Consider the following 21,414-nt stretch of genomic DNA (forward strand, 5'->3'; position numbering starts at 1 on the left):
AACAGGGGGCTATCGCAGCGGCGTGCGCACGATGCCCTGCGCAGCCATCAACGTAAGGTCGCCGCCCAGCCGTGGGGAACGGAACGGTCCGCGTGCATGCGCGGCATCGAACAGGCCGCCATCGGGTGAGCGCAAGCGGTAGAACTCGACCCAGCCGCTGGCCTGCAGGGGCAGCTGTGCAACGCCGGTGTGTTCGTTGAACCATGCAGGGTCCTTGCTGCCTTCGATGACGCGGCGGGCAAGGCGGTCAATGGCGCGATCCCTGCTGGCGTACCAGTCCTGGCCGCGCAGCCGTGCCAGCTCGGCCATCATCACCAGCGGCGCCAATGCGTAGTCGTGATAGTGCAGGGCGCGTTGCCCGCGCGCCATCTCCAGCGGCAGGCTGCCATCGTCCTGGATGTCATCGACGCCCTGCTGGAAGGCGGCGTGGCCGGCTTGCCACAGGGCATCGTCGTCGGTGGCCAGTCCGGTGGCCAGCACGCCCAGGCCGCCCCAGTAGTAGTGGTTGTTGCGGCGCCGTTTCGGATTGTTCCAGTACGCCAGGTTGGCCCGGGCCAGCCTCTGCAACCACGGATCGATGCGCGCGCGCTGCCGGGCATCTGCCTGGTCGTGCACCTTCAGGTAGGCCATCGCTACCGCATCGAGCATCCACTGCCGCATGTAGAACGACTGGTTGTTGTTGACCCGGATCATCTGCCCGAGCATGGCGCCGTCGTCGGCCCACGCACCCAGCCAGGCCAGTGTGCATTGCGCCGCCGCCCGGTCACCGGTGCGCAGGTAGTCATCGCTCATGCGTGCCACGTCGGCGGCATAGCGGTCCAGCGGCGCGGTTGCGTCCTTGTTCTGCTGGCGAAGTGCCGGGTGGATCACCGAACCAGCCTTGTCGGTGTAGTAGCCCAGGGCACGGATGTCGGGCTGTCCCGCCGGTGGCGGCGGGCAGGCAGCGTAGGCAGGAGTGCTGGCCAACAGCGCGGGCAGCAGCGCAAGACGCAAGAGGGGGAGAGACATGGACGCCGGCGGAAGGGGGAACCTGGCGAAAGATGCGCCCGGAGTTGTTCGCCAGGTGTGAGGTCACGCACGCCCGATGTGCAACGGTTCAGGACCGGAGCGGCTCCAACGTGGCGGGAAGGATGCGTTGCCCTGTAGGCGACGCGTGCCCTTCTGGGCTGCGGGGTTGCGATGTAGTCTGCGGGTGATTCACCTACTCTGGAGATCGACCATGAAAATCACGGACTTTCTGGTAATGGATCACTATGGCGACCAGATCGACGCCGATCCCCATGGCAACAACATTGCATTCTGCTGTTTCGACTGCGGGCATCCCATACTGGCCGTCGCGCTGGAGAACCAACGTGGGTTTGATGAAGTGCATCCGGCGGCATGCCGGGGCTGCAAGGTGAAGTACTTTCTTGATATCCGCAGCAATGCCGGGAAGCTGTACATACACCGGATGTGAGGCCGTCGGGCGCTTCAAACGAGAACGGCCCGGGAAGCCCGGGCCGTGAGGTGCTGCCAGAGCCGCGGGGCATTCAGCCCCGCAGCCGATCACTCGATCGGCTGGTCCAGCATCAGCTGGCGTGCGAAACGCACCGGCGGTGCGCCGTAGGACAGTACCTGGTCGTGGTACGCCTTCAGGTTGAACTTGTCGCCCAGCTTTTCCTGCACCGCCTTGCGGGTGTCGAAGTGTTCCTGCGCACCCACGAAGTAGGTCGGCAGCTGCGCCGAGGTCAGCTGCGCGCGCACCCACTTGCCGGCCGCTTCGCTTTCCTGCTGGAACGCGTCGTGGGTCATCAGGTGCATCGCCTTCTCGCGATCCCAGTTGTCCACGTGCACGCCCTGGTCGAGGATCGCGTTGGAGATCGTGCGCAGGTAGAACTTCAGCTGCACCAGGTGGAACAGCGGGTCGTTGTCGAGGTAGCCCTGCTCCTGCATCATGCGCTCGGTGTAGACCGCCCAGCCTTCGGCGAACAGGCCCGAACGCAGCACCGCACGCAGGGTGGAGGGGAACTTGGCCGAATGCCAGCCCTCCAGGTAATGGCCCGGGGTGCCTTCGTGGATGCTCAGCAGGTGGATCATGCGCGAGTTGTATTCACGCAGGAACGAGTCGACCTGCTTCTCGTTCCAGTCGTCCGGAATCGGCGACACGGCGTAGAAGGTCTTCAGGTTCTTGTCCAGCGGGCCCGGAGAATCGCAGTAGGCCACGGCCACGCCACGCTGGAATTCCGGCATCAGGATGATGTCCACCGGCGCATCGGGCAGGGTCACCAGGTCGTGCTCGCGCACGAACGCGGTGGACTGCTCCAGCGCGGCCTTGGCATCATCGACCACCTTGTCGCGCGCCGGCTTGTCGGCGTAGGCCAGTTCCAGTGCGGCCTCGATCGCCTTCTGCTGCTGCTCGTCGGTCGGCTGGGCCGGCATCTCCGGCGCACCCGGCTTGTCCTTCAGTACGGTCTGCGCGATGCCGTACATGTCCTCGCGCACGCGCTTGAGTTCGGCGCGTGCACGCTCACCGATCTCCTGGCGCGACAGCGAGGAGCTCAGCGCGAACTTCAGCTTCTGGTCGTACTTTTCCGCACCAATGCGGAAGTCGCCCTTGGCGTTCGGCACCAGGGTCTTGTCCAGCCAGGTCTGCTGCTCGTCCACGGCCTTCTTCAGGCCGTCGATGGCGGCCTGCAGGCGCTGCTGGTCGGCCTGCGGCAGTTCGCCGATGTGCGGGGTGATGAAGGTATCGACGATGCTGAGGATGCCCTTGTTCTGCTTGGCCACCGTCTCGGCATGGATCTTCGGAACGCGGGCCGGATCCAGGTTCTCGCGTGCCTGGGCGAAGATCGCCGGCAGCTTTTCCATGCGCGCGGTCGCCGACTTCAGGCGTTCCGGCAGCGGCGCGAACTCCCGGGCCATCAGGCCATAGATCGCGCTGCCGGCGATGCCGTTGTACAGCTGCGGGTCCCACTTGCCGGACTGGAGCACTTCGGCGTTCCAGATTTCCGACTGCAGCTGGTTGCGCAGGATCGCCGCGTCCACCTGGTTCTCGCGGCCCAGCTTGGCCACCTCGATCTTGTCCAGCTCACCCAGCAGCGCCTTGTAGGCGGCCACGGTCTTCTGCTGGCCGGCGGCGCTCAGGTCGTCCAGTTCGCTGTCGTAGCGGTGGTCACCGATCTGGGTGGCGCTGACCGGCGACAGCTGCATCCAGGTGTCCAGGGCGCGCTTGGACAGATCGGCGAAGGCGGCATCGACCGCCGCGTCACCGGCCTGCTGGCTGGTGGCCGGGGTGGAAGCGTTGGTCGGGGCGTCGGCAGGCTGGCAACCGGCCAGCGCAGCGACCAGGGCGAGGGCAAGAAGATGCGGGCGCATCGGCATTCCTGTACGGGGTCAAACCCTGAGCATAGGGCCCCGTCGCTGCTTTGTCCCCGTGCCATAGGATTACCATGGGCGGATTCAAGGACCCTCCAAAGGAGCGCAGGACATGGAATACCAAGGAAGCTGCCATTGCGGCAGGATCGCATTCACCGTACAGGCCGAGGCGCCGATCAGCGACGTCATCGACTGCAACTGCTCGATGTGCCGCCGTCGCGGCAGCCTGCTGTGGTTCGCCCCGCGCGAGGCGTTCCAGCTGGCCACCGATCCGGCTGACGTGGCCACCTACCACTTCAACAAGGCGCATATCGACCACCACCACTGCCGCCAATGCGGTATCGCCCCCTACAGCGAAGCGATCGATCCGCGTACCGGCACACCGATGGTGGCGGTGAACGTTCGCTGCGTGCCGCAGGTGGATCTGGCCGGTCTTTCGGTGACCTCCTACAACGGAGCCGCGCTGTGAGGCCGCTGTGCGCGTGGACGCGCACGCTGGCAGTGCCGGTGCTGCTGTTGGCACTGGCAGCCTGCGCCAAGAACGGTGAGCGCGCTGCAGAGGCGGGCGCGACCGCGGCCGATGCCGCTGTTGCTTCGCCGGAAGGCGCATTCCTGGCCTACGAACATGACGTGCAGGTGCAGCTGGAGGCGGCGCAGATCGCACCGCGCATCCAGCAGATCGCCCAGGCCTGCCAGAGCGCGAAGTTCGGCGACTGTGCAGTGTTGCAGGTCGACCAGCGCGGCGGCGAGCAGCCCAGCGGTGAAGTGAAGGTGCGCATCGCGCCGAAGGGCACCGAGCCGCTGATCGCGATGGCCGGTGAGGGCGGCACGCTGCAGTCGCGCAACACGCGCGCGGAGGACCTCGCGCAGGAAGTAGCGGACACCGCGCTGACCAAGTCCCGGCTGGAGAAGGAACACGCGCGGCTGTTGTCCTACCAGGACCGCAAGGACCTGAAGATCGAGGACCTGATGGCGATCACCACGCGGCTGTCGGAGATCGAAGCAGGCGTCGAGCAGGCCAACAAGGATGCCGCACAGCAGCGTCGGCGCATCGATACCCAGCTGGTGACGATCCACGTCGACACCACCTCGGGCCAGCGCAGCCGCAGCGAGATCGGCGAGGCGCTGAGCGAGTCGGGCAGCATCCTCAGCGGCAGCATTGCGTTCCTGATCCGCGCCGTCGCCGCGTTGCTGCCGGTGGGTGTGCTGGCCCTGGTCGTGGCCTGGGGTGTGCGGGCGTGGTGGCGTCGCCGCCGTCGCACGCTGCCGCCCACCCGCTGAGGTGACGGCTGATGCCGGCAGGGAGCCGGCGTCAGCCCTCGTCGGTCTCGTACTCGACGAACACATCCAGCTCCAGCGCCAGTTCCTGCACCGCGTCGCGCACCTTCTGCGCGGTGCTTTCATTGCCGACTTCCACTTCCAGCTCGTGGATGCCCGGGCCGATGTCATCGGACAGCCCGGCCGAACTGGAATCGTCGTCGTCCATGTGCGGCATCAGGTCGTCGGTTTCCTCGACATGTTCGATGCCCTCCAGGCCGAGCAGCAGGTCGCTGATGGCGCGGGCGTCGTCTTCGGTTCCGGTGATGCGCAGTCGCAGCATGGCCATGGCGTAGGTACGTTGTGGAGTTGCCTGCAGCCTAGCCAGCGCCGGGCAAAGAACGGGTGAGGGCGCAGTCAGGCGCGTGTGGCCGGGCGTCCGAGCAGGCTGTCCGGCAATGCGGGAATCGGCGTGCGTTCGTCCTGCGCCTGCTCCAGCAACCAGTCGATGAACAGGCGTGCGGCCGGGCTCGGCGGTTGTCCTTCGGCATGCACCACGTGATACGCATAGCGCGCCTTCAGCGCCGGGCCGGGCAGGCGTACCACCTCGTAGCGCTGCAGGTAGGGCTGCGCGATGTGGGTACGTGCCAGCACCGCGCCCATGCCGTACACCGCTGCACGCATCGCATCGGTGCTGTCGGCGAAGGTGTGCATTGGCGGCAGCGGCGAGGGCGGGCGCACGCCGGCATGACGGAACCAGTCGCGCCAGCCCTGCGGCGACAGGTCGGTCAGCAGCGGCAGGTCGGCGATGCGCGCCGGATCGACCAGTGCTTCGACCCCGGCCAGCGCCGGCGAGGCCACCGGGAACAGGTAGTCGTCCATCAGGTGCTGCGCACGCAGGCCCGGCCACTGGCCCAGACCGTAGCGGATGCCGACTTCCGGCCCATTGTCGTCGTAGCGATCCAGGCCGCTGCCGGTGTGCAGCTCGATGCGGATGTGCGGATGGGCCTGGGTGAAGCGCGGCAGCCGTGGCAGCAGCCAGCAGTAGGAGAGCGAGCGCAGCGTGGTGATCCGCAACGGCACGCTGTCGGCATCCGGCTGCAGGTGATGGGCGACGGCCGCGACATCGGTGAAGGCGGCGCTGGCGGCGTCGGCCAGTTGCCGGCCCTCGGCGGTCAGGCGCACGCCGCGGGCGTGGCGCAGGAACAGGCGTACTTCCAGCACTTCTTCCAGCCGGCGCACATGGTGGCTGACCGCGCTGGCGGTCAGGTGCAGCTCCTGCGCGGCCTGGGCGAAGTTCTGGTGGCGCGCGGCGACCGCGAACACGGCCAGTGCGGGGAGCAGGGAAGGGCGTAGCTGCATGTCGAGCCTCAAACCATATTTGTGGCTGGCAGCGATACTACGCGCTTGTGCGGCAGGCGTCTGCGCCCGATCCTGTCTGCCTTGGCGAAGAATTGACGATGGACGGAGGCGAGGCATGAATGCGGTCCCACAGGCAGCCGAGCGCGACTGGCGCACACCGCTGGAGTTGACCCTGCTGGGCGCCATCTGGGGCTGCTCGTTCCTGTTCATGCGGGTGGCGGTGCCGTCGTTCGGTCCGTTCGCGCTGGTCGAGGTGCGGCTGGTGCTGGGCGCGCTGGTGCTGCTGCCGTTCCTGTGGCGTGCCCGCGCGCAGTTCCCACCGCGGCGCTGGCTGTGGCTGGCGCCGATCGGGCTGATCAACTCGGCGCTGCCGTTCGTGCTGTTCGCCTACGCGGCCGAGCGAGCCCCTGCGGCGATCGGCGCCATCTGCAATGCGATGACCGTGCTGTTCGCCGCGCTGATCGCGTTCCTGTTCTTCGGTGAAAAGATCGGCATGCGCCGTGCGGGCGCGCTGCTGGTCGGCTTCGCCGGCGTGGTGGTACTCGCCACGGCCAAGGTCTCGGGCCTGAGCATCGGCACTGCAGTGCTGGCTGGTGCCGCGGCTTCGTTGCTGTACGGCCTGGGCGTGAACCTGGTGAAGCGGCACATGACCGGCCTGCCTTCGGCGGCGGCCGCTGCTGCAACGCTGTCGTGTGCCTCGCTGTGGATGTTGCCGATGGCGGTGACCCACTGGCCGCAGGCGGCGATTCCGCTGAAGGCGTGGGGCGCGGCGATTGCCTTGGGCGTGGCCTGCACCGGGCTGGCGTTCCTGATGTTCTACCGCCTGATCGGTCGTATCGGCCCGTCGCGGGCGTCGACGGTGACCTACCTGATTCCGCTGTTCGGCGCGGCGTTTGCGTGGTTGTTCCTGGGTGAGCCGGTGACGTTGCAGATGTTGATTGCCGGTGTGTTGATTCTGGGGAGCGTGGCGGTGAGTCAGAAGGGCTGAGCGCGCCGACGCACTGGTAGTGCCGGGCGCTGCCCGGCAGCTCTTTTCCACGCCTGCGGAGAGGTGTCACTTTCTTTGCTCGTGCAAAGAAAGTAACCAAAGAAACACGCCGCCAGGCCGCGAGCCGGTGCTGCGCACCGGTGCCCTGCGCTCCTCGGCCCGTCGAGGGACGGCGCGGGAACTCGCTGCGCTCAGACACCCGCGCCTCTTCGCCCTCGCCAGACCTGCGGTGCTCGGCTCGCTCAAGGCGGACTGGAAGGTCAAGATCAACAGCAAAAGCATCCACGCATTGCGTGGATCTTCTGGGTGCAGCTGTGGCCTTTGAACTGGGTCCGCCTTGAGCGACCCGAGCATCGCAGGGGAATCAGGGGCGAAGAGGTGCCGATGTCCTGTAGAGCCGACTGCTAGTCGGCTGCCTTGTGCACACCGTCCCCTGATTCACCGAGAAGCGCAGGGGACCGACGTGCGAAGCACGGCGGCTCGCGACCTGGCGGCGCGTTTCTTTTGGTTACTTTTCTTTGCGTACAAAGAAAAGTAACGCCCATGAACAGTGAAGCACCTTCAGCACGCGTCACGCGCAGGAAACCATCAGCGAACCGGCACCGGAATATTGCACAGATCGATATGCCCGGCCGGGCGCTTGTAGAAATCATCCACGCGGTTGCGCCGCGCCTCCACCGTATCGGCGAAGGTCTTCGAGTCGGTACGCAGTACCTGGATCGGCGTGCGCTCGGCTGCCGGCACGTCGCTGGCGCGGCGGATCGACACGATCGGCGTGCGCAGTGTCGGGTCGGTGTAGAAGCCCATCGGCGCCGGCCCGCGCGGCGTCGCGCTGAGCAGCTCCATGCCCTTCAGCACGCGACCGACCAGGGTGATGTTGCGGTCCAGTTGGCGCGGCGACTGTCCGGTCACCACGTACAGTTCGGCACCGATGCTGCTGTCTTCCTCGTTGCTGCGGCCCGCGCCCAGCATGCCGTAGCAATGTGCCAGCCAGGCCTTGCCGGCCTGCGGGTCCTGGCCGACCGGGAAGCCGTCGACAAAACCGGTCTGCGCGGCCCAGCCATCGCGGTCCGGCAGCACGGTGACCTTCAGGCCGGCGCTGGCGCGCTCGAACTCGGCCGGCAACTTGCGCGCGGCGCTGCCGAACGGCTTGGCCTTGGCTGCGTCATCGGCGTCGGCATCGCCGAACTGCACCACGAAGTTGTCCTGCGAGCGGTAGATGCTGGTGCCGTCCCAGAAATGCTCGTGGGCGAAGGTCTGGATGTTGGCGACATGGCGCGGGGCGAACTGCGGTGCCAGCTCGATGATGACCCGACCGGCCGGCAGGTCCATGTACAGCAGGTTGGCCGGGTCCGGGGTGCGCCAGTCGCTGGCCGCCGAGGCGTCGAGGATCTGCTGAGGGCTGCGGTAGGGCGTGGCCGCGCTGGCCAGGGCGGGCAGCAGGCAGGCCAGGGCGAGGGCGGTCAGGGCAAGGCAATGGCGGTGCGGCATGGGAACCCCGGAACATGAACGAGGCTTCGATTCTGCGCGAGCCGCGCAGCGGCGCCAACCGGGAGAGTGACTAACGACACATTCGCTATACCGAACTTCGCACTACTGTGGACTTCAACGTAGTGGAGGGCCGGTCATGTCCGAGGACGATGTCCACCTGAAGAAGTTCCAGAAGGAACTCAGCGCCGGAACGGTGTCGCTGGCCCTGCTGGCGGTGCTGGCCCGGGCCGGGGAGCCGCTGTACGGCTACCTCATTGCCAAGGAGCTGGAGCGGGTGGGCGAGGGCGTGCTGAGCGGCAAGCAGAGCGCGCTGTACCCGGTACTGCGCAACCTGGAGGGCGCCGGCCTGCTGGAAAGCCATGTGGAACCTTCCAGCAGCGGGCCGCCGCGGCGCTACTACCGCATCAACGAACGTGGCCGCGAGGTGCTGGCGCAGTGGCGCCAGGCCTGGCAGGCCACCCGCGATTCCGTCGATTCCGTGTTGGAGGGGGTACCGCAATGAACGACCCGAGCCTGGCAGGCCGCGCCCTGCCCACGACCATCCCGCAGTACCTGGCGCAGCTGCGCGCGGCGCTGGAAGGTGCCGATCCGGCGATGGTGCAGGACGCGCTGTACGACGCCGAGGAATACCTGCGCTCGGAGCTGGCGGCGCAGCCCGGCCGCAGCGAGGCCGAGGTGATCGCCGACGTTGCCGGCAGCTATGGCGCGCCGGATGAAGTGGCCGACATCTACCGCGAGACCGAAGTGACGGTGAACCGCGCGCTGCGTACGCCGCGTGCGGATACCGCGCCGGTGCTGCGTGCAGCGGCGGAAGCCAGTGGCGTCGAGCCGGCCTCACCGCCGCAGGCGCCGGTGCAGCGTTCGCTGCTGGCGCGCTTCTTCGGCGTGGTGACCGATCCGCACACCTACGGTGCGCTGTTCTACATGCTGCTGTCGCTGGCCACCGGCATCTTCTTCTTCACCTGGGTGGTGACCGGCCTGTCATTGTCGCTGGGCCTGCTGATCCTGATCATCGGCATTCCGCTGACCGTGCTGTTCTTCGGCTCGGTGCGCGGGCTGGCGCTGCTGGAAGGACGGCTGGTGGAAGCGCTGCTGGGCGAGCGCATGCCGCGCCGCCCGCGTTACACCGACCGCAGCCGCACCTGGCTGCAGCGCATCGGCGACATGTTCACCGATGGCCGTACCTGGCTGACGCTGCTGTACTTCGTGCTGATGCTGCCGCTGGGCATCATCTACTTCACCATCGCGGTGACGTTGCTCTCGCTGTCGCTGAGCCTGATCTGGGCGCCGGTCGCGGCGATCTTCAGTGGTGACATCCCCGGCGTGTACATCAACGACGTGAATGTACTGCCGATGGCGGCCTCGCCGCTGGTGGCGATCGCGGTTGCTGCGGCGGGCGCACTGCTGCTGGTGCTGACGATGCACCTGGCACGCGGCATCGGCAAGCTGCATGGGCTGATTGCCAAGAACCTGCTGGTGCGGTTGTAAGCGGGCGCACATGCTTCGGCAGGTGCCAACCTTGGTTGGCACAAGCCATCAGCGTCGGGACGTTTGGTGGGCCTTGCTTTGGCAGGTGCCAACCTTGATTGGCACGATCCATCAGCTGCAGGGATTCACGGTAGAGCGCCAACCAAGGTTGGCATCTACCAAGGCGTACCGACCAAGGTCGGCACACGCCAGAGGCGAGTTACCCCGCCTTGCGCCGCAACGGGGTGACGTTGCTCTTCTTCTTCGCGGCCTTCGCCGCAGGGGCTTCGGCATGCGCGGCGAAGAAGTCGCGCACCTTCGGGTACACCACCTCGCGCCAGCGACGGCCGCTGAAGATGCCGTAGTGGCCGGCACCTTCGACGATGAAATGCTCACGGCGGTCCGCAGTGATGCCGGTGCACAGCGCCTGCGCGGCTTCGGTCTGACCAAGGCCGGCGATGTCGTCCAGCTCGCCTTCGATGCTCAGCAGCGCGGTATCGCGGATTGCCGACGGATCGACCTTCTCGCCGTTGACCACCCACTCGCCACGCGGCAGCAGGAAGTCCTGGAACACCACGCGGATGGTATCGAGGTAGTACCTGGCCGGCATGTCCAGCACCGCGTTGTACTCGTCGTAGAAACGACGGTGCGCGTCGGCGTCTTCCAGGTCGCCCTTGACCAGGTCGGTGTAGAAATCCCAGTGCGAGCTGAAGTGGCGGCTCGGGTTCATCGACAGGAAGCCGGCGTGCTGCAGGAAGCCCGGGTACACGCGGCGGCCGGCACCCGGATAGCTGGCCGGCACGGTGTGGATGACGTTGTTCTCGAACCACGACAGCGGGTTCTGCGTGGCCAGGTTGTTCACTGCGGTCGGGCTGCAGCGCGCATCGATCGGGCCACCCATCATCACCAGCGTGCGCGGCGTCGGTTCACCACGGCTGGCCATCAGTGAAACCGCGGCCAGCACCGGTACGGTCGGCTGGCACACGCTCACCACGTGCAGGCGTTCGACGCCGAGGTGGCGGATGAACTCCTGGATGTAGGCGATGTAGTCATCCAACCCGAACTCGCCTTCGCTGGCCGGCACCATGCGCGCGTCGACCCAGTCGGTGACGTACACGCGGTGGTCGCGCAGCAGCGTGCGCACGGTGTCGCGCAGCAGCGTGGCGTGGTGGCCGGACAGCGGCGCCACCACCAGCACGAACGGCTGGTTGAGCATGGTGTGCAGCTGGTCGGCTTCATTGCTGTGGCGCTTGAAGCGCAGCAGCTTGCAGAACGGCTTGCTCACTTCCTCGTGCACGACGATCGGCACGCGCTCGCCATCGACGTCGATTTCGTTGATGCCCCACTCGGGCTTCTCGTAATCCTTGCCGATGCGGTGGAAGAGTTCATTGACCGCCGCCAGGCGATCAGCGCCGGGCATCTGCGACCACCAGTGGCCCTGGTTGGCGAAGAACCTGGCGTTGGCCTGGGCCTGGTGCACCCAGGGGGCGAGCAGGTTGCGGGTCAGTTCGTGCAGTTGATAGAGCATGACGACCGAATATGTATGGTCATATGTTGCCGCGCAGCATATCCCATCCAGGTGTCCCGCAGGTTAAGTCGGCTGAAAATAATGAATCCGGATTCACATCCGTTCCAGCGCGGCCGCATCGCCCGCCAGGGCGGGGCCGAGCCAGCAGTGCGACCCTACCGGCTGCAGGCCCTGGCCGGCCAGCGTGCGGCGGTACCAGCGCGCCGGTCGGGCCTGGAGGCCGTCGTGGTCGCCTTCGAACGCGTCCTCGGCGGCGAAGGTCTCCAGGAAGGCCACGCCGCCGGTCAGCTCGGCCACGCCGGCCAGTCCTGCACGCAGCTCGCGGTCGGGCACGTAGTGCATCACGTCCGAACACACCAGCAGGTCAACCGGGGCGCAGGGCCGCAGCCAGGCGAAGTCGCCGAAGCGGGCCAGGTGCAGGTTGCGGGTCCTGCCGTAGCGGCGCACAGCGTACTCGCTGCTGTCGAAGCCGAGATATTCGACCTTCGGACGCAGCTTCAGCAGCGGCGCGCGCCAGGCGCCTTCACCGCAGCCGATATCCAGCACGCTGCGGATCGGTCGCTCCAGGTAGTACTCGGCGCTGGCCACGGCCAACGCCACCTTGCGCCCCAGGCGGGCGCTGCCGCCGATATCGGTACGGCGGTACCAGCGTTGGAAATAGGCGGCGTCGTAGGTCTTGTCCATGGGGCAGTGCGCGATCGGGGAAAACGGCGCCTATCGTACGGTGTTGCGGCGCGCCATGCGTCGATGTGTCGCGGCGCGCGTGCCTGCGGCGGCTTCGCCACGGCATGCGAGAATGGCCGCCAACCTACGCCAGCCGCCGGAGCGAGCGCATGCAGAGCTACTACTGGGTCAAGACCTTCCACATCGTGTTCGTGGTGGCGTGGATGGCCACGGTGTTCTACCTGCCGCGCATCCTGGTGAACCTGGCCGAGACCGCGGGCCAGCCGGCGGTGACCGAGCGCCTGCAGCTGATGGGCCTGCGCCTGTACCGCTTCGGCCACTCGATGTTCGGCCTGGCGTTCCTGCTCGGCCTGGTGCTGTGGCTGGGCTACAAGGTCATCCCCGATTTCCCGACCATGGTGGCGCCGGGAGCTGCCGGCTGGCTGCACGCCAAGCTGGGGCTGGTGGTGGTGCTGCTGGTGTACTTCGGCTGGACCGGCCGCCTGCTCAAGGGCGTGGCCAAGGGCCGGGCGCTGCCGTCGTCGCGCGCGCTGCGCTGGATCAACGAGATCCCGCTGCTGGCGTTCATTCCGATCGTGTGGCTGGTGCTGGCCAAGCCGTTCTGAGGCGGGGTCACCTGCGTCCGGTAGATCCACGCCATGCGTGGATGCTGTCAGGGCGCAAACGAAGGAGCCGGGCAAATGCCCGGCTCTTTCATTTCTGCAATCACCTCGTGTTGCCGGCCAGCGGCCGGCACTACCGGGCTTAGGCTGCTTCGTACGTGCCGTAACTGCGCAGGCGCGTGTAGCGCTGTTCCAGCAGCTGTTCGGTGGACAGCTTGTCCAGCGCGTCCAGTTCGTTCAGCAGCACGGCCTTCAGGCGCTTGGCCATCTGCGTCGGGTTGCGGTGGGCGCCACCGGTCGGCTCGCGCACGACCTTGTCGACCAGGCCCAGGCTCTTCAGGCGCGGCGCGGTCAGGCCCAGCTGTTCGGCCGCTTCCTTGGCCTTGCCCGCGTCCTTCCACAGGATCGAGGCGCAGCCTTCCGGGGTGATGGTCGAGTACACCGCGTATTCCAGCATCACGGTGCGGTCGCCCACACCCAGTGCCAACGCACCGCCGGAGCCGCCTTCACCGATCACGGTGCAGATGATCGGCACCTTCAGCTCGGCCATCTCGATCAGGTTGCGCGCGATCGCTTCGGACTGGCCGCGCGACTCGGCGTCGATGCCCGGCCAGGCGCCGGCGGTGTCGATCAGGGTCAGCACCGGCAGGCCGAAGCGCTCGGCCATCTTCATCAGGCGCAGTGCCTTGCGGTAACCCTCCGGCTTGGGCATGCCGAAGTTGCGCTTGATCTTTTCCTTGGTGTCGCGGCCCTTCTGGTGGCCGATCACCATTACCGCGCGGCCATTGATGCGGGCCAGGCCGCCCATGATCGCCTTGTCGTCGGCGAAGGCGCGGTCACCGGCCAGCTCCTGGAACTCATCGAACATGACGCGGAGGTAGTCGGCGGTGTACGGGCGCGACGGGTGGCGGGCCAGCTGCAGCACCTGCCACGAGGTCAGGTTGCGGAAGATCTGCGCGGTGCGCATGCGCAGCTTGTCCTGCAGCGCGTGCACTTCCGCCTCGACATTGACCGCCGGCCCGGCACTGGCGTTGCGCAGCTCCTGGATCTTGGCTTCCAGGTCGGCGATGGGTTGCTCGAAGTCGAGGTAGTTCGGATTCATCGGAAGCCGTCGTGTAAAGAAGGGGGGAATTCTAGCCGAATGCGTGCAAACCACCCGTACGCCTTCGTCTGGAAGGCGACGGTAGCGCAGCCGGGCAGGGGGCGCCAGTCAGCTCAGGGCACCACCAGGGCGCTGCGGCCCATCAACTGGCTGCGCTGGGAGACGAAGTCGTTGTAGGCCTCGTTGGCTTCCCGGCCAAGGCCGCTGCCCAGGGTGGCAGTGGCCGAGGTGAAGGCCATCTGCGCGGCGAAATCCTGCTTGCGCAGGGCCTTCTGTTCATCGGCGGTGGTGGCCTTCAGCCAGCGCGCATAGACCTCGCGCAGGGGCGCGGCGTGGGCCTCGAAGGCCGGCACCAGCGCCGGCAGGCTGGCCGGGGCCGGTTCCAGGCTATAGGCCGGGGCCACGTAGCCACCTGGCTGTTCGCGCTTGAACGCGCCGGGCTCGCCCATGCCTTCTTCCACGTAAGCGATGAAGTCGGGAGCGGTGAACACCTTGGCCACGATCTGGCCGCCGCTGGAATCAACGTGGGCCACCACCTTTTCCTTGGGGAAGGGTTCGCGCACGCCGTAGGTCCAGGTCTTGTCGATGAACAGGTCGTGGCGCTTCTCGAACGGGCCTTCGAAGTCGACGCCGCCGAGCTGGATACCGCTGTTGCCGACGCCGAAGTTCTTCACCTTGCTCTCGTCGGTGACGTAGATCTCGCGGGCGATCACGTACTCGCTGAGGGTCGGATTGATCAGCCCGCCACGACCGTCGACGTAGACGATGAAGCGCACATCACCGAGCTTGTCGGTATGCAGGCGATGCTCGCCGACAGCGAGCGAGACCGGGCGCGAGCCCTGTGCGGCCACCGGCAGGTCCTGGCCGTCGATGCTCAACGCCAGCGGCGTGTCGGTCGGGTTGTCGATCTGGAACTCGATCTTCGACGGGGAGCAGGCGGCCAGGGCCAGTGCGGCAGCGAACGGGAACAGCAGGGTCTTCATCGGCAATCGTCCTTGATACTTGGAACGGGGAAACAGGGGAGACAGGGCAGTGAGGGAGCCAGCCTCAGCTGGCCCATGGCGGGCTGTAGCGCACCTTCAGCGTGCGCACGGCCGGGTCGGCGCGCAGCGCCTCCATCAGCTTGGAATCGATGCGTACCGCGCTCTGCCCGGACACATCGAGCATGCCGGCGACGCCGCCGTGCGGCCCCTTCAGCAGCAGGTCCAGGCGCAGTGGCGTCCGTCCCGGGCGATGGCGGTCGAGCAGCGCATCGATGCGCTCCCAGACCGGGCGCTGCTGGCGCAGGTCCAGGCGCAGCGACAGCCGCGTGGCGTAGTTGGCGCAGACCTCATCGAAGTCCCAGCACTGGCGGATGCGCAGCGCGAAGCCGCCATTGAACTCGTCCTCGCGCAGGCCGCCCTTGACCACCAGGATGCGGTCCTTGGTCATCAGGTGGCCGAACTCGGCCATCGCGTCGGAGAACGCGCTGCACTCGACGCGGCCACGTCCGTCCTCAAGCTGGATGAAGATCTGGCTCTCGCCCTTGCGGCGCACGCCGACCACCTGGCCGGCCAGCACCGTCTGCACTTCCGGGCGCCAGCGCTTTTCGCCGCCGCCACCACCACCGCTGTTGGCGCTCCAGATCTTCTCCACCGAACCCAGGTCGTTGCCGACCAGATCGCGCACATCGTCGCGCCAGGGATCGAACGGGTGGCCACTGAGATAGAAGCCCAGCGTGTCGCGCTCGCCGTTCAGGCGCTGCAGCAGCGGCCACTCCTCGGCTTCGGGCAGGTCCAGCTGGATCGTGGTCGCGCTCGGGTCCGGGCCACCGAACAACGAGTTCTGTCCCGAAGCCCGCTCGCGGGCCATCTGGTCGGTAGCCTTGATTACCTCCGGCAGCTGCAGCATCAGCGAGGCACGGTTGCGGCCGAGCTCGTCCAACGCACCACAGTTGATCATCGCTTCCAGCGTGCGCCTGTTGAGCTTGGCCGAACCAACGCGCGTGCAGAAGTCGAGCAGGTCCTTGAACGGGCCGCCCTTCAGCCGCTCCTCGACCACCGCCTCGCAGGCACCCTGGCCGACGCCCTTGATCGCCCCGAGGCCGTACTGGATGGTGTCCGGCGTCACCGCTTCGAACATGAAGGCCGACTGGTTCACCTTGGGCGGCAGCACGGTCAGGCCGAGGTTGCGCACCTCGTCGAGGAAGCCGACCACTTTGTCGGTGTTGTCCAGATCGGACGACAGCGTGGCCGCCATGAACTCAGCCGGGTAATGGCGTTTCAGCCAGGCGGTCTGGTAACTGACCAGCGCGTAGGCAGCGGCGTGCGACTTGTTGAAGCCGTAGCCGGCGAACTTCTCCATCAGGTCGAAGATTTCGTCGGCCTTGGGGCCATCGACGCCGCCCTTGGCTGCACCTTCGCGGAAGATCTCGCGGTGCTTGGCCATTTCGGCCGGCACCTTCTTGCCCATCGCGCGGCGCAGCAGGTCGGCGCCGCCCAGCGAGTAGCCGCCGACGATCTGCGCCATCTGCATGACCTGCTCCTGGTACACCATGATGCCGTAGGTGTCCTTCAGGATGGCTTCGGTGCGCGGATCGGGATAGATGATCTCTTCCTGCCCGTGCTTACGCGCATTGAAGGAGGGAATCAGGTCCATCGGGCCGGGGCGGTACAGCGACACCAGCGCGATCAGGTCTTCGAAACGGTCGGGGCGCGCGTCCTTCAGCAGGCGGCGCATGCCCGAGGATTCGAACTGGAACACCGCGCCGGTATTGCCGTTGGCGAAGATGTCCCTGTAGGTGGGCGTGTCGTCCAGCGGGATCGCGGCGATGTCCACCGGCGGGATGCCGGCGCGCTCATGGCGCTTGTTGATCGCCTTCACCGCCCAGTCGATGATGGTCAGCGTGCGCAGGCCCAGGAAGTCGAACTTCACCAGGCCCACTTCTTCCACGTCGTTCTTGTCGAACTGGGTGACCGGGTTCTTGCCGAGGCCGTTCTCGTCGTGTTCGGCGTACAGCGGGCAGAACTCGCTCAGCGGCTCGGGCCCGATCACCACGCCACCGGCGTGCTTGCCGGCGTTGCGGGTCAGGTCTTCCAACTGCAGCGCCAGGTCGATCAGGTCGCGGACATCGTCCTCGGTCTCGTAGCGCTGGATCAGTTCGGCCGACGCCATCTCAGAGCTCGGGCCTTCCTTGCCCTTGCCCAGCGCATCTTTCAGGTGGATGCCCAGAATGTTCGGGATCAGCTTGGAGACGCCGTCGACCAGGCCGTACGGGAAGCCGAGCACGCGGCCGGAGTCGCGCACCACCGCCTTGGCGGCCATGGTGCCGTAGGTGATGATCTGGCTGACGCGCTCGCGCCCGTACTTGCGGGCGACGTAGTCGATCACCTCGTCGCGGCGGTCCATGCAGAAGTCGATGTCGAAGTCGGGCATCGACACGCGTTCCGGGTTCAGGAAGCGCTCGAACAGCAGGTTGTACGGCAGCGGGTCCAGATCGGTGATCTTCAGCGCCCACGCCACCAGCGAACCGGCACCCGAACCACGGCCGGGGCCGATCGGAATACCCTGGTTCTTGCCCCACTGGATGAAGTCGGCCACGATCAGGAAGTAGCCCGGGAAGCCCATCTTGATGATGGTGTTGAGCTCGAATTCCAGGCGCTCGAAATACTCTTCGCGGGTCTTGCCCGGCGCCAGCGGATTCTTCTCCAGGCGCTCTTCCAGGCCATCGCGCGACATCTTCTGGATCCAGGTGTCCAGCGTCTCGTCGTCCGGCACCGGGTAGTTGGGCAGGAAGTAGGTGCCCAGCCGCATCTCGATGTTGCAGCGCTCGGCCAGCGCCAGCGTGTTGTCGATCGCATCGGGGATGTCGGCGAACAGCGCGCACATCTCCTCGGCCGACTTCAGGTACTGCTGGTCGCTGTATTCGCGCGGGCGCTTGGGGTCGTCCAGCACGCGGCCGGTGGAAATGCACACGCGCGCTTCGTGCGCGCTGAAGTCCGACGGCGACAGGAAGCGCACGTCGTTGCTGGCCACCACCGGCAGGCCACGCTGGCCGGCGGCCATCAGCGCGAACTGGTTGAAGGTTTCCTCGCCCTCGCGGCCGGTGCGGGTCAGCTCCAGGTGCAGGCCATCGCCGAACACGCGCTGCCAGTCGGCCAGCTGCTGCTCGGCCAGTTCATGCTTGCCGTCCAGCGCCAGGCGCCCGGCCAGGCTCTGCCGCCCGGCCAATGCGAACAGGTTGGCGTTGCCGGCCTTCAGCCAGTCCGGGTGCACGGCCACGCCGCCCTCGGGGCGATGGCCTTCCATCCAGGCGCGGGTCAGCAGCCGCGACAGGCTCAGGTAACCCTCGCGGTCGCGGCACAGCAGGGTCATCCGCCACGGGTCCTGGCCTTCCTCGGCGATCAGCACGTCGGCACCGGCGATCGGCTTGATGCCCACGCCTTCGGCGGCCTTGTAGAACTTGACCAGGGCGAACAGGTTGTTGAGGTCGGTCACCGCCAGCGCGGGCAGGCCGAGTTCGACCGAGCGCGACAGCAGGTTGGCCTGCTTGGCCTTCTTCGGGTCCGCCTGGTCCGGTTTGGCCGGCACACGGATGGTGGAGTCCGCCAGCGAGAACTCGGTGTGGACGTGGAGATGTACGAAGCGGGAGTTGGACATGCCGGACCAGGTTGGAGCGCGCGGGCCCCGGGTGCTGACGGAAGATCGTCGCCGGGGTCGGGAAGCGCTGGAATGCCCGGTCAGGGTAGCGAGGGCAGGGGGTTGCCACAAGGCTTGACAGGGGCACGGCGTGGCGCCGGATTCAGGCGTGCGGGAGGCCGCCTTCTGTAGAACCGAGCCCATGCTCGGCTGTCCACAGCAGCCGAGCATGGGCTCGGCTCTACAACTCCAGCAGGCTCAGGCGATGGCCGCCGCCTGCGTCAGGCCCAGGCACTCACGCACCGGGGCGAAGCTGCGCCGGTGTTCCATGCAGGGGCCGTGCTCGCGCAGGGCGGCCAGGTGGGCCGGGGTGCCATAGCCCTTGTGCTGTTCGAAGCCGTACTGCGGGTGGCGGGTATGCACGTCCTGCATGTAACGGTCGCGCGAGACCTTGGCCAGGATCGAGGCGGCCATGATCGCGCGGTCGATGCCATCGCCGCCGACCAGCGCCTGCGCCGGCAGCACCAGGCCCTTGGGCACCACGTTGCCATCGATGCGGGCGAAGCCGGCCACATGGGCAACCGCTGCAACGACGTCACGCATGCCCTGCAGGGTGGCCTGGTAGATGTTCAGGCGGTCGATGGTGTCCACGTCCACCAGCACCACGTGCCAGGCCAGGGCACGCTCGATGATGCGGTCATGCAGCTGTTCGCGGCGGGCCGCCGTCAACTGCTTGGAATCGTCCAGGCCGTTGATGCGTGGCCGTGACGGATCGAATACCACCGCCGCCACCGCCACCGGCCCGGCCAGCGGGCCACGTCCGGCCTCGTCGACGCCAGCGACCAGGCGTTCCGGCTCGACCACCGTCGCGCCGTCGAACAGGGCCAGGCTGGCCGCTGCGGCGTGACGGCGGCTCATGCCTGCGCCTGGTCGCGCATCAGCAGTTCGCCGACGGCATCGGCGGCACGCGCCGAAGCATTGCGGCGCAGGCGCTCGTGCAGTCGCACGTACGTGTCCTGCAGGTCGATCACCCGCTGCGGGTGGTCGAACCATTGCTGGATGGCCGCGGCCAGCCTGTCCGGCGTGCAGTCGTGCTGCATCAGCTCCGGCGCCAGGTCCTGGCCGGCCAGGATGTTGGGCAGGGCGAAGCGGTCGACCTTGATCAGGCCCAGCGCCTTGACCAGGCGATAGGTCAGTTCGTTGACGCGGTAACCGACGACCATCGGCCGCTTCACCAGCATGGCTTCCAGGGTCGCGGTGCCGGAGGCCAGCACCACCACGTCGGCGGCGATCATCGCGTTGCGCGCCTGGCCATCCAGCACGTGCGAGTAGGCCACCGGCAATGCCGAGCGCGACAGCTGTTCTTCGATCAGCTGCCGGCAGGCCGGGTTGGCGGCAGGCACCACCACATGCAGGCCCGGAATGCGTTCAGAGACCTGCCAGGCGGCTTCGAAGAAGGGTTCGCCCAGGCGCGAGATCTCGCCCAGGCGGCTGCCCGGCAACACCGCCAGCACCTTGGCCGAGGTCGGCAGCCCGAGCGCGGCACGGGCTTCCTCGCGGTTGCCCTGCAGCGGAATGTCATCGGCCATCGGGTGGCCGACGAAGCGTGCGTCGATGCCGTGCCTTGCATAGATCGGCGGTTCCATCGGGAACAGGCACAGCACCAGGTCCGCGCTGCTGCCGATCTTCTCGGCGCGCTTCTCGCGCCAGGCCCAGACCGAGGGACTGACGTAATGCACGGTGCGCACGCCGCGTTGCTTCAGCCAGCGCTCGATGCCCAGGTTGAAGTCGGGTGCGTCGATGCCGATGAACACGTCCGGCTGCCATTCCAGGGCGCGCTGGCGGAACGCCGAGCGCAGCTTGAGCAGCCGCGGCAGGTGGCGCAGCACTTCGGTCAGGCCCATCACCGCCAGCTCGCTGGCATCGTGCCAGGTCTGGCAGCCGGCGCTGCGCATGGCATCGCCGCCAATGCCGGCGAACTCGGCATTCGGGAAGCGCGCCTTCAGTTCACGCACCAGGCCCGCACCGAGCAGGTCGCCGGACGCTTCGCCGGCAACCAGCGCGATCCGCAACGGGCGCTCGCTGAGCACCCGCTGTGCGGGAACGCTGCCGGCCATCGAGGCCAACGGAATCACCGCGGCGCCGGCCGCCGCCTGGCCGGTCGTGCTGCTCATCGCAGCAAGGGCCTCTCGGCGTGCTCGATGAAGTCCAGCATGGCCTTCACGTCATTGCTGTCACGCGCCTGTTCGGTCAGCTGCTGCTTGGCTTCGGCCAACGGCAGGCCGGCCACGTACAGCGTGCGGTAGGCACGCTTGATGGCCGAGATGCGGTCGGCGTCGAAGCCGCGGCGCTTCAGGCCTTCGCTGTTGATGCCGCGCGGGCGGCCCAGCGAATCGGTACCGACCATGGTGAACGGCGGTACATCGCCATTGGTCAGCGCGCCCATGCCGAGGAAGGCATGCGCACCGATGCGGCAGAACTGGTGGGCACCGGCGAAGCCGCTGATGATCACGTAGTCGCCCACGGTCACGTGGCCGGCCAGGGTGGTGTTGTTGGAGAACACGCAGAAATTGCCGACATGGCAGTCGTGCGCCACGTGCGTGTAGGCCAGCATCCAGTTGTCGTTGCCGATGGTGGTGATGCCGCCGCCGCCGCCGGTGCCACGGTTGAGCGTGACGAACTCGCGGAACACGTTACGGTCGCCGATCACCAGTTCGGTGCGCTCACCGGCGAACTTCTTGTCCTGCGGCTCGCCACCGATCGCGGCGTGGCCGACGAAGCGGTTGTCGCGGCCGATCCGGGTCGGGCCGTGGATGCTGCAATGGGGGCCCACCACCGTGCCGGCGCCGATTTCAACATCGGGGCCGATCAGGGTGAAGGCGCCCACCTGCACATCGTCGGCCAGGCGCGCGGCCGGATCGATGACGGCGGTGGGGTGGATCCGCGGTGCGTTGTCAGTCAT

Annotated in this window: 20 protein-coding genes; 7 read left to right on the forward strand and 13 right to left on the reverse strand. The window is 67.2% G+C overall.

Annotated features, from left to right (window positions below; genetic code table 11):
* Nucleotides 1-9: 9 nt before the first annotated feature.
* On the reverse strand, nt 10-1,008 hold the full coding sequence (locus tag AC5P7I_RS06830) for a polysaccharide lyase (RefSeq protein WP_262088409.1): 999 nt from the start codon (nt 1,006-1,008) through the stop codon (nt 10-12).
* Between the two features lie 211 nt (nt 1,009-1,219).
* Between AC5P7I_RS06830 and AC5P7I_RS06835 the strand changes: the two genes are divergently transcribed.
* Nucleotides 1,220-1,456, forward strand: coding sequence for a hypothetical protein (locus AC5P7I_RS06835; protein WP_046429698.1), 237 nt, complete (start codon nt 1,220-1,222; stop codon nt 1,454-1,456).
* A gap of 89 nt (nt 1,457-1,545) precedes the next feature.
* Here AC5P7I_RS06835 and AC5P7I_RS06840 read toward each other — a convergent pair whose 3' ends face one another.
* On the reverse strand, nt 1,546-3,354 hold the full coding sequence (locus tag AC5P7I_RS06840) for a DUF885 domain-containing protein (RefSeq protein ID WP_032956825.1): 1,809 nt from the start codon (nt 3,352-3,354) through the stop codon (nt 1,546-1,548).
* A 112-nt stretch (nt 3,355-3,466) separates the two neighbouring features.
* Here AC5P7I_RS06840 and AC5P7I_RS06845 point away from each other — a divergent pair, with 112 nt between their 5' ends.
* Entirely contained in the window at nt 3,467-3,823 is a 357-nt protein-coding gene (locus AC5P7I_RS06845; RefSeq protein ID WP_014646478.1) for a GFA family protein, read from the forward strand.
* Nucleotides 3,820-4,635, forward strand: coding sequence for a DUF4349 domain-containing protein (locus AC5P7I_RS06850; RefSeq protein WP_197557382.1), 816 nt, complete (start codon nt 3,820-3,822; stop codon nt 4,633-4,635). Before AC5P7I_RS06845 ends, AC5P7I_RS06850 begins: the two co-directional genes overlap by 4 nt.
* Nucleotides 4,636-4,666: 31 nt before the next feature.
* Here AC5P7I_RS06850 and AC5P7I_RS06855 read toward each other — a convergent pair whose 3' ends face one another.
* Both AC5P7I_RS06855 and AC5P7I_RS06860 read right to left on the reverse strand, forming a co-directional pair.
* Complete coding sequence (locus AC5P7I_RS06855; protein WP_005408721.1) at nt 4,667-4,960, reverse strand: hypothetical protein; 294 nt, start codon at nt 4,958-4,960, stop codon at nt 4,667-4,669.
* A 68-nt stretch (nt 4,961-5,028) separates the two neighbouring features.
* On the reverse strand, nt 5,029-5,973 hold the full coding sequence (locus AC5P7I_RS06860) for a LysR substrate-binding domain-containing protein (RefSeq protein WP_014646480.1): 945 nt from the start codon (nt 5,971-5,973) through the stop codon (nt 5,029-5,031).
* A 115-nt stretch (nt 5,974-6,088) separates the two neighbouring features.
* Here AC5P7I_RS06860 and AC5P7I_RS06865 point away from each other — a divergent pair, with 115 nt between their 5' ends.
* Entirely contained in the window at nt 6,089-6,961 is an 873-nt protein-coding gene (locus tag AC5P7I_RS06865; RefSeq protein WP_014646481.1) for a DMT family transporter, read from the forward strand.
* A 588-nt stretch (nt 6,962-7,549) separates the two neighbouring features.
* Here the strand turns inward: AC5P7I_RS06865 and AC5P7I_RS06870 are convergent.
* The gene (locus AC5P7I_RS06870; RefSeq protein ID WP_262088410.1) at nt 7,550-8,452 is read right to left on the reverse strand and encodes a peptidylprolyl isomerase; all 903 of its coding nucleotides are present in this window, start codon (nt 8,450-8,452) and stop codon (nt 7,550-7,552) included.
* A gap of 136 nt (nt 8,453-8,588) precedes the next feature.
* On the opposite strand from AC5P7I_RS06870, the gene AC5P7I_RS06875 reads away from it, so the two are divergent.
* Together AC5P7I_RS06875 and AC5P7I_RS06880 are read left to right on the forward strand one after the other, a co-directional pair.
* A complete protein-coding gene (locus tag AC5P7I_RS06875; protein ID WP_004150914.1) occupies nt 8,589-8,954 on the forward strand; it encodes a PadR family transcriptional regulator in 366 nt (121 codons plus the stop codon).
* Nucleotides 8,951-9,940 carry a sensor domain-containing protein gene (locus AC5P7I_RS06880; RefSeq protein WP_142234456.1) on the forward strand — a complete coding sequence of 330 codons (990 nt, stop codon included), beginning with the start codon at nt 8,951-8,953 and terminating at the stop codon, nt 9,938-9,940. The genes AC5P7I_RS06875 and AC5P7I_RS06880 overlap by 4 nt, the downstream gene beginning before the upstream one ends.
* A gap of 199 nt (nt 9,941-10,139) precedes the next feature.
* Here AC5P7I_RS06880 and AC5P7I_RS06885 read toward each other — a convergent pair whose 3' ends face one another.
* Both AC5P7I_RS06885 and AC5P7I_RS06890 read right to left on the reverse strand, forming a co-directional pair.
* Complete coding sequence (locus AC5P7I_RS06885) at nt 10,140-11,447, reverse strand: polyhydroxyalkanoate depolymerase (protein ID WP_014646484.1); 1,308 nt, start codon at nt 11,445-11,447, stop codon at nt 10,140-10,142.
* Nucleotides 11,448-11,540: 93 nt separating this feature from the next.
* Complete coding sequence (locus AC5P7I_RS06890; protein WP_262088411.1) at nt 11,541-12,131, reverse strand: class I SAM-dependent DNA methyltransferase; 591 nt, start codon at nt 12,129-12,131, stop codon at nt 11,541-11,543.
* Between the two features lie 149 nt (nt 12,132-12,280).
* On the opposite strand from AC5P7I_RS06890, the gene AC5P7I_RS06895 reads away from it, so the two are divergent.
* Nucleotides 12,281-12,736, forward strand: coding sequence for a CopD family protein (locus AC5P7I_RS06895; RefSeq protein WP_014646486.1), 456 nt, complete (start codon nt 12,281-12,283; stop codon nt 12,734-12,736).
* Between the two features lie 139 nt (nt 12,737-12,875).
* Here the strand turns inward: AC5P7I_RS06895 and AC5P7I_RS06900 are convergent, their stop codons facing one another.
* From AC5P7I_RS06900 to lpxA, 6 genes are all read right to left on the reverse strand, one after another.
* Nucleotides 12,876-13,835 (reverse strand): acetyl-CoA carboxylase carboxyltransferase subunit alpha, encoded by a 960-nt coding sequence (locus tag AC5P7I_RS06900; RefSeq protein ID WP_014646487.1) that lies wholly within the window; start codon nt 13,833-13,835, stop codon nt 12,876-12,878.
* A 113-nt stretch (nt 13,836-13,948) separates the two neighbouring features.
* The gene (locus AC5P7I_RS06905) at nt 13,949-14,818 is read right to left on the reverse strand and encodes a hypothetical protein (protein WP_014646488.1); all 870 of its coding nucleotides are present in this window, start codon (nt 14,816-14,818) and stop codon (nt 13,949-13,951) included.
* 64 nt (nt 14,819-14,882) lie between these two features.
* Nucleotides 14,883-18,473 carry a DNA polymerase III subunit alpha gene (dnaE, locus tag AC5P7I_RS06910; protein ID WP_014646489.1) on the reverse strand — a complete coding sequence of 1,197 codons (3,591 nt, stop codon included), beginning with the start codon at nt 18,471-18,473 and terminating at the stop codon, nt 14,883-14,885.
* Nucleotides 18,474-18,710: 237 nt separating this feature from the next.
* Complete coding sequence (gene rnhB / locus AC5P7I_RS06915; RefSeq protein WP_014646490.1) at nt 18,711-19,370, reverse strand: ribonuclease HII; 660 nt, start codon at nt 19,368-19,370, stop codon at nt 18,711-18,713.
* The gene (gene lpxB / locus AC5P7I_RS06920) at nt 19,367-20,569 is read right to left on the reverse strand and encodes a lipid-A-disaccharide synthase (RefSeq protein WP_134967132.1); all 1,203 of its coding nucleotides are present in this window, start codon (nt 20,567-20,569) and stop codon (nt 19,367-19,369) included. The genes rnhB and lpxB overlap by 4 nt, the downstream gene beginning before the upstream one ends.
* Nucleotides 20,570-20,622: 53 nt before the next feature.
* The gene (gene lpxA / locus AC5P7I_RS06925; RefSeq protein WP_014646492.1) at nt 20,623-21,414 is read right to left on the reverse strand and encodes an acyl-ACP--UDP-N-acetylglucosamine O-acyltransferase; all 792 of its coding nucleotides are present in this window, start codon (nt 21,412-21,414) and stop codon (nt 20,623-20,625) included.

It is taken from the genome of Stenotrophomonas sp. YJH_SMC_138, assembly GCF_059369855.1.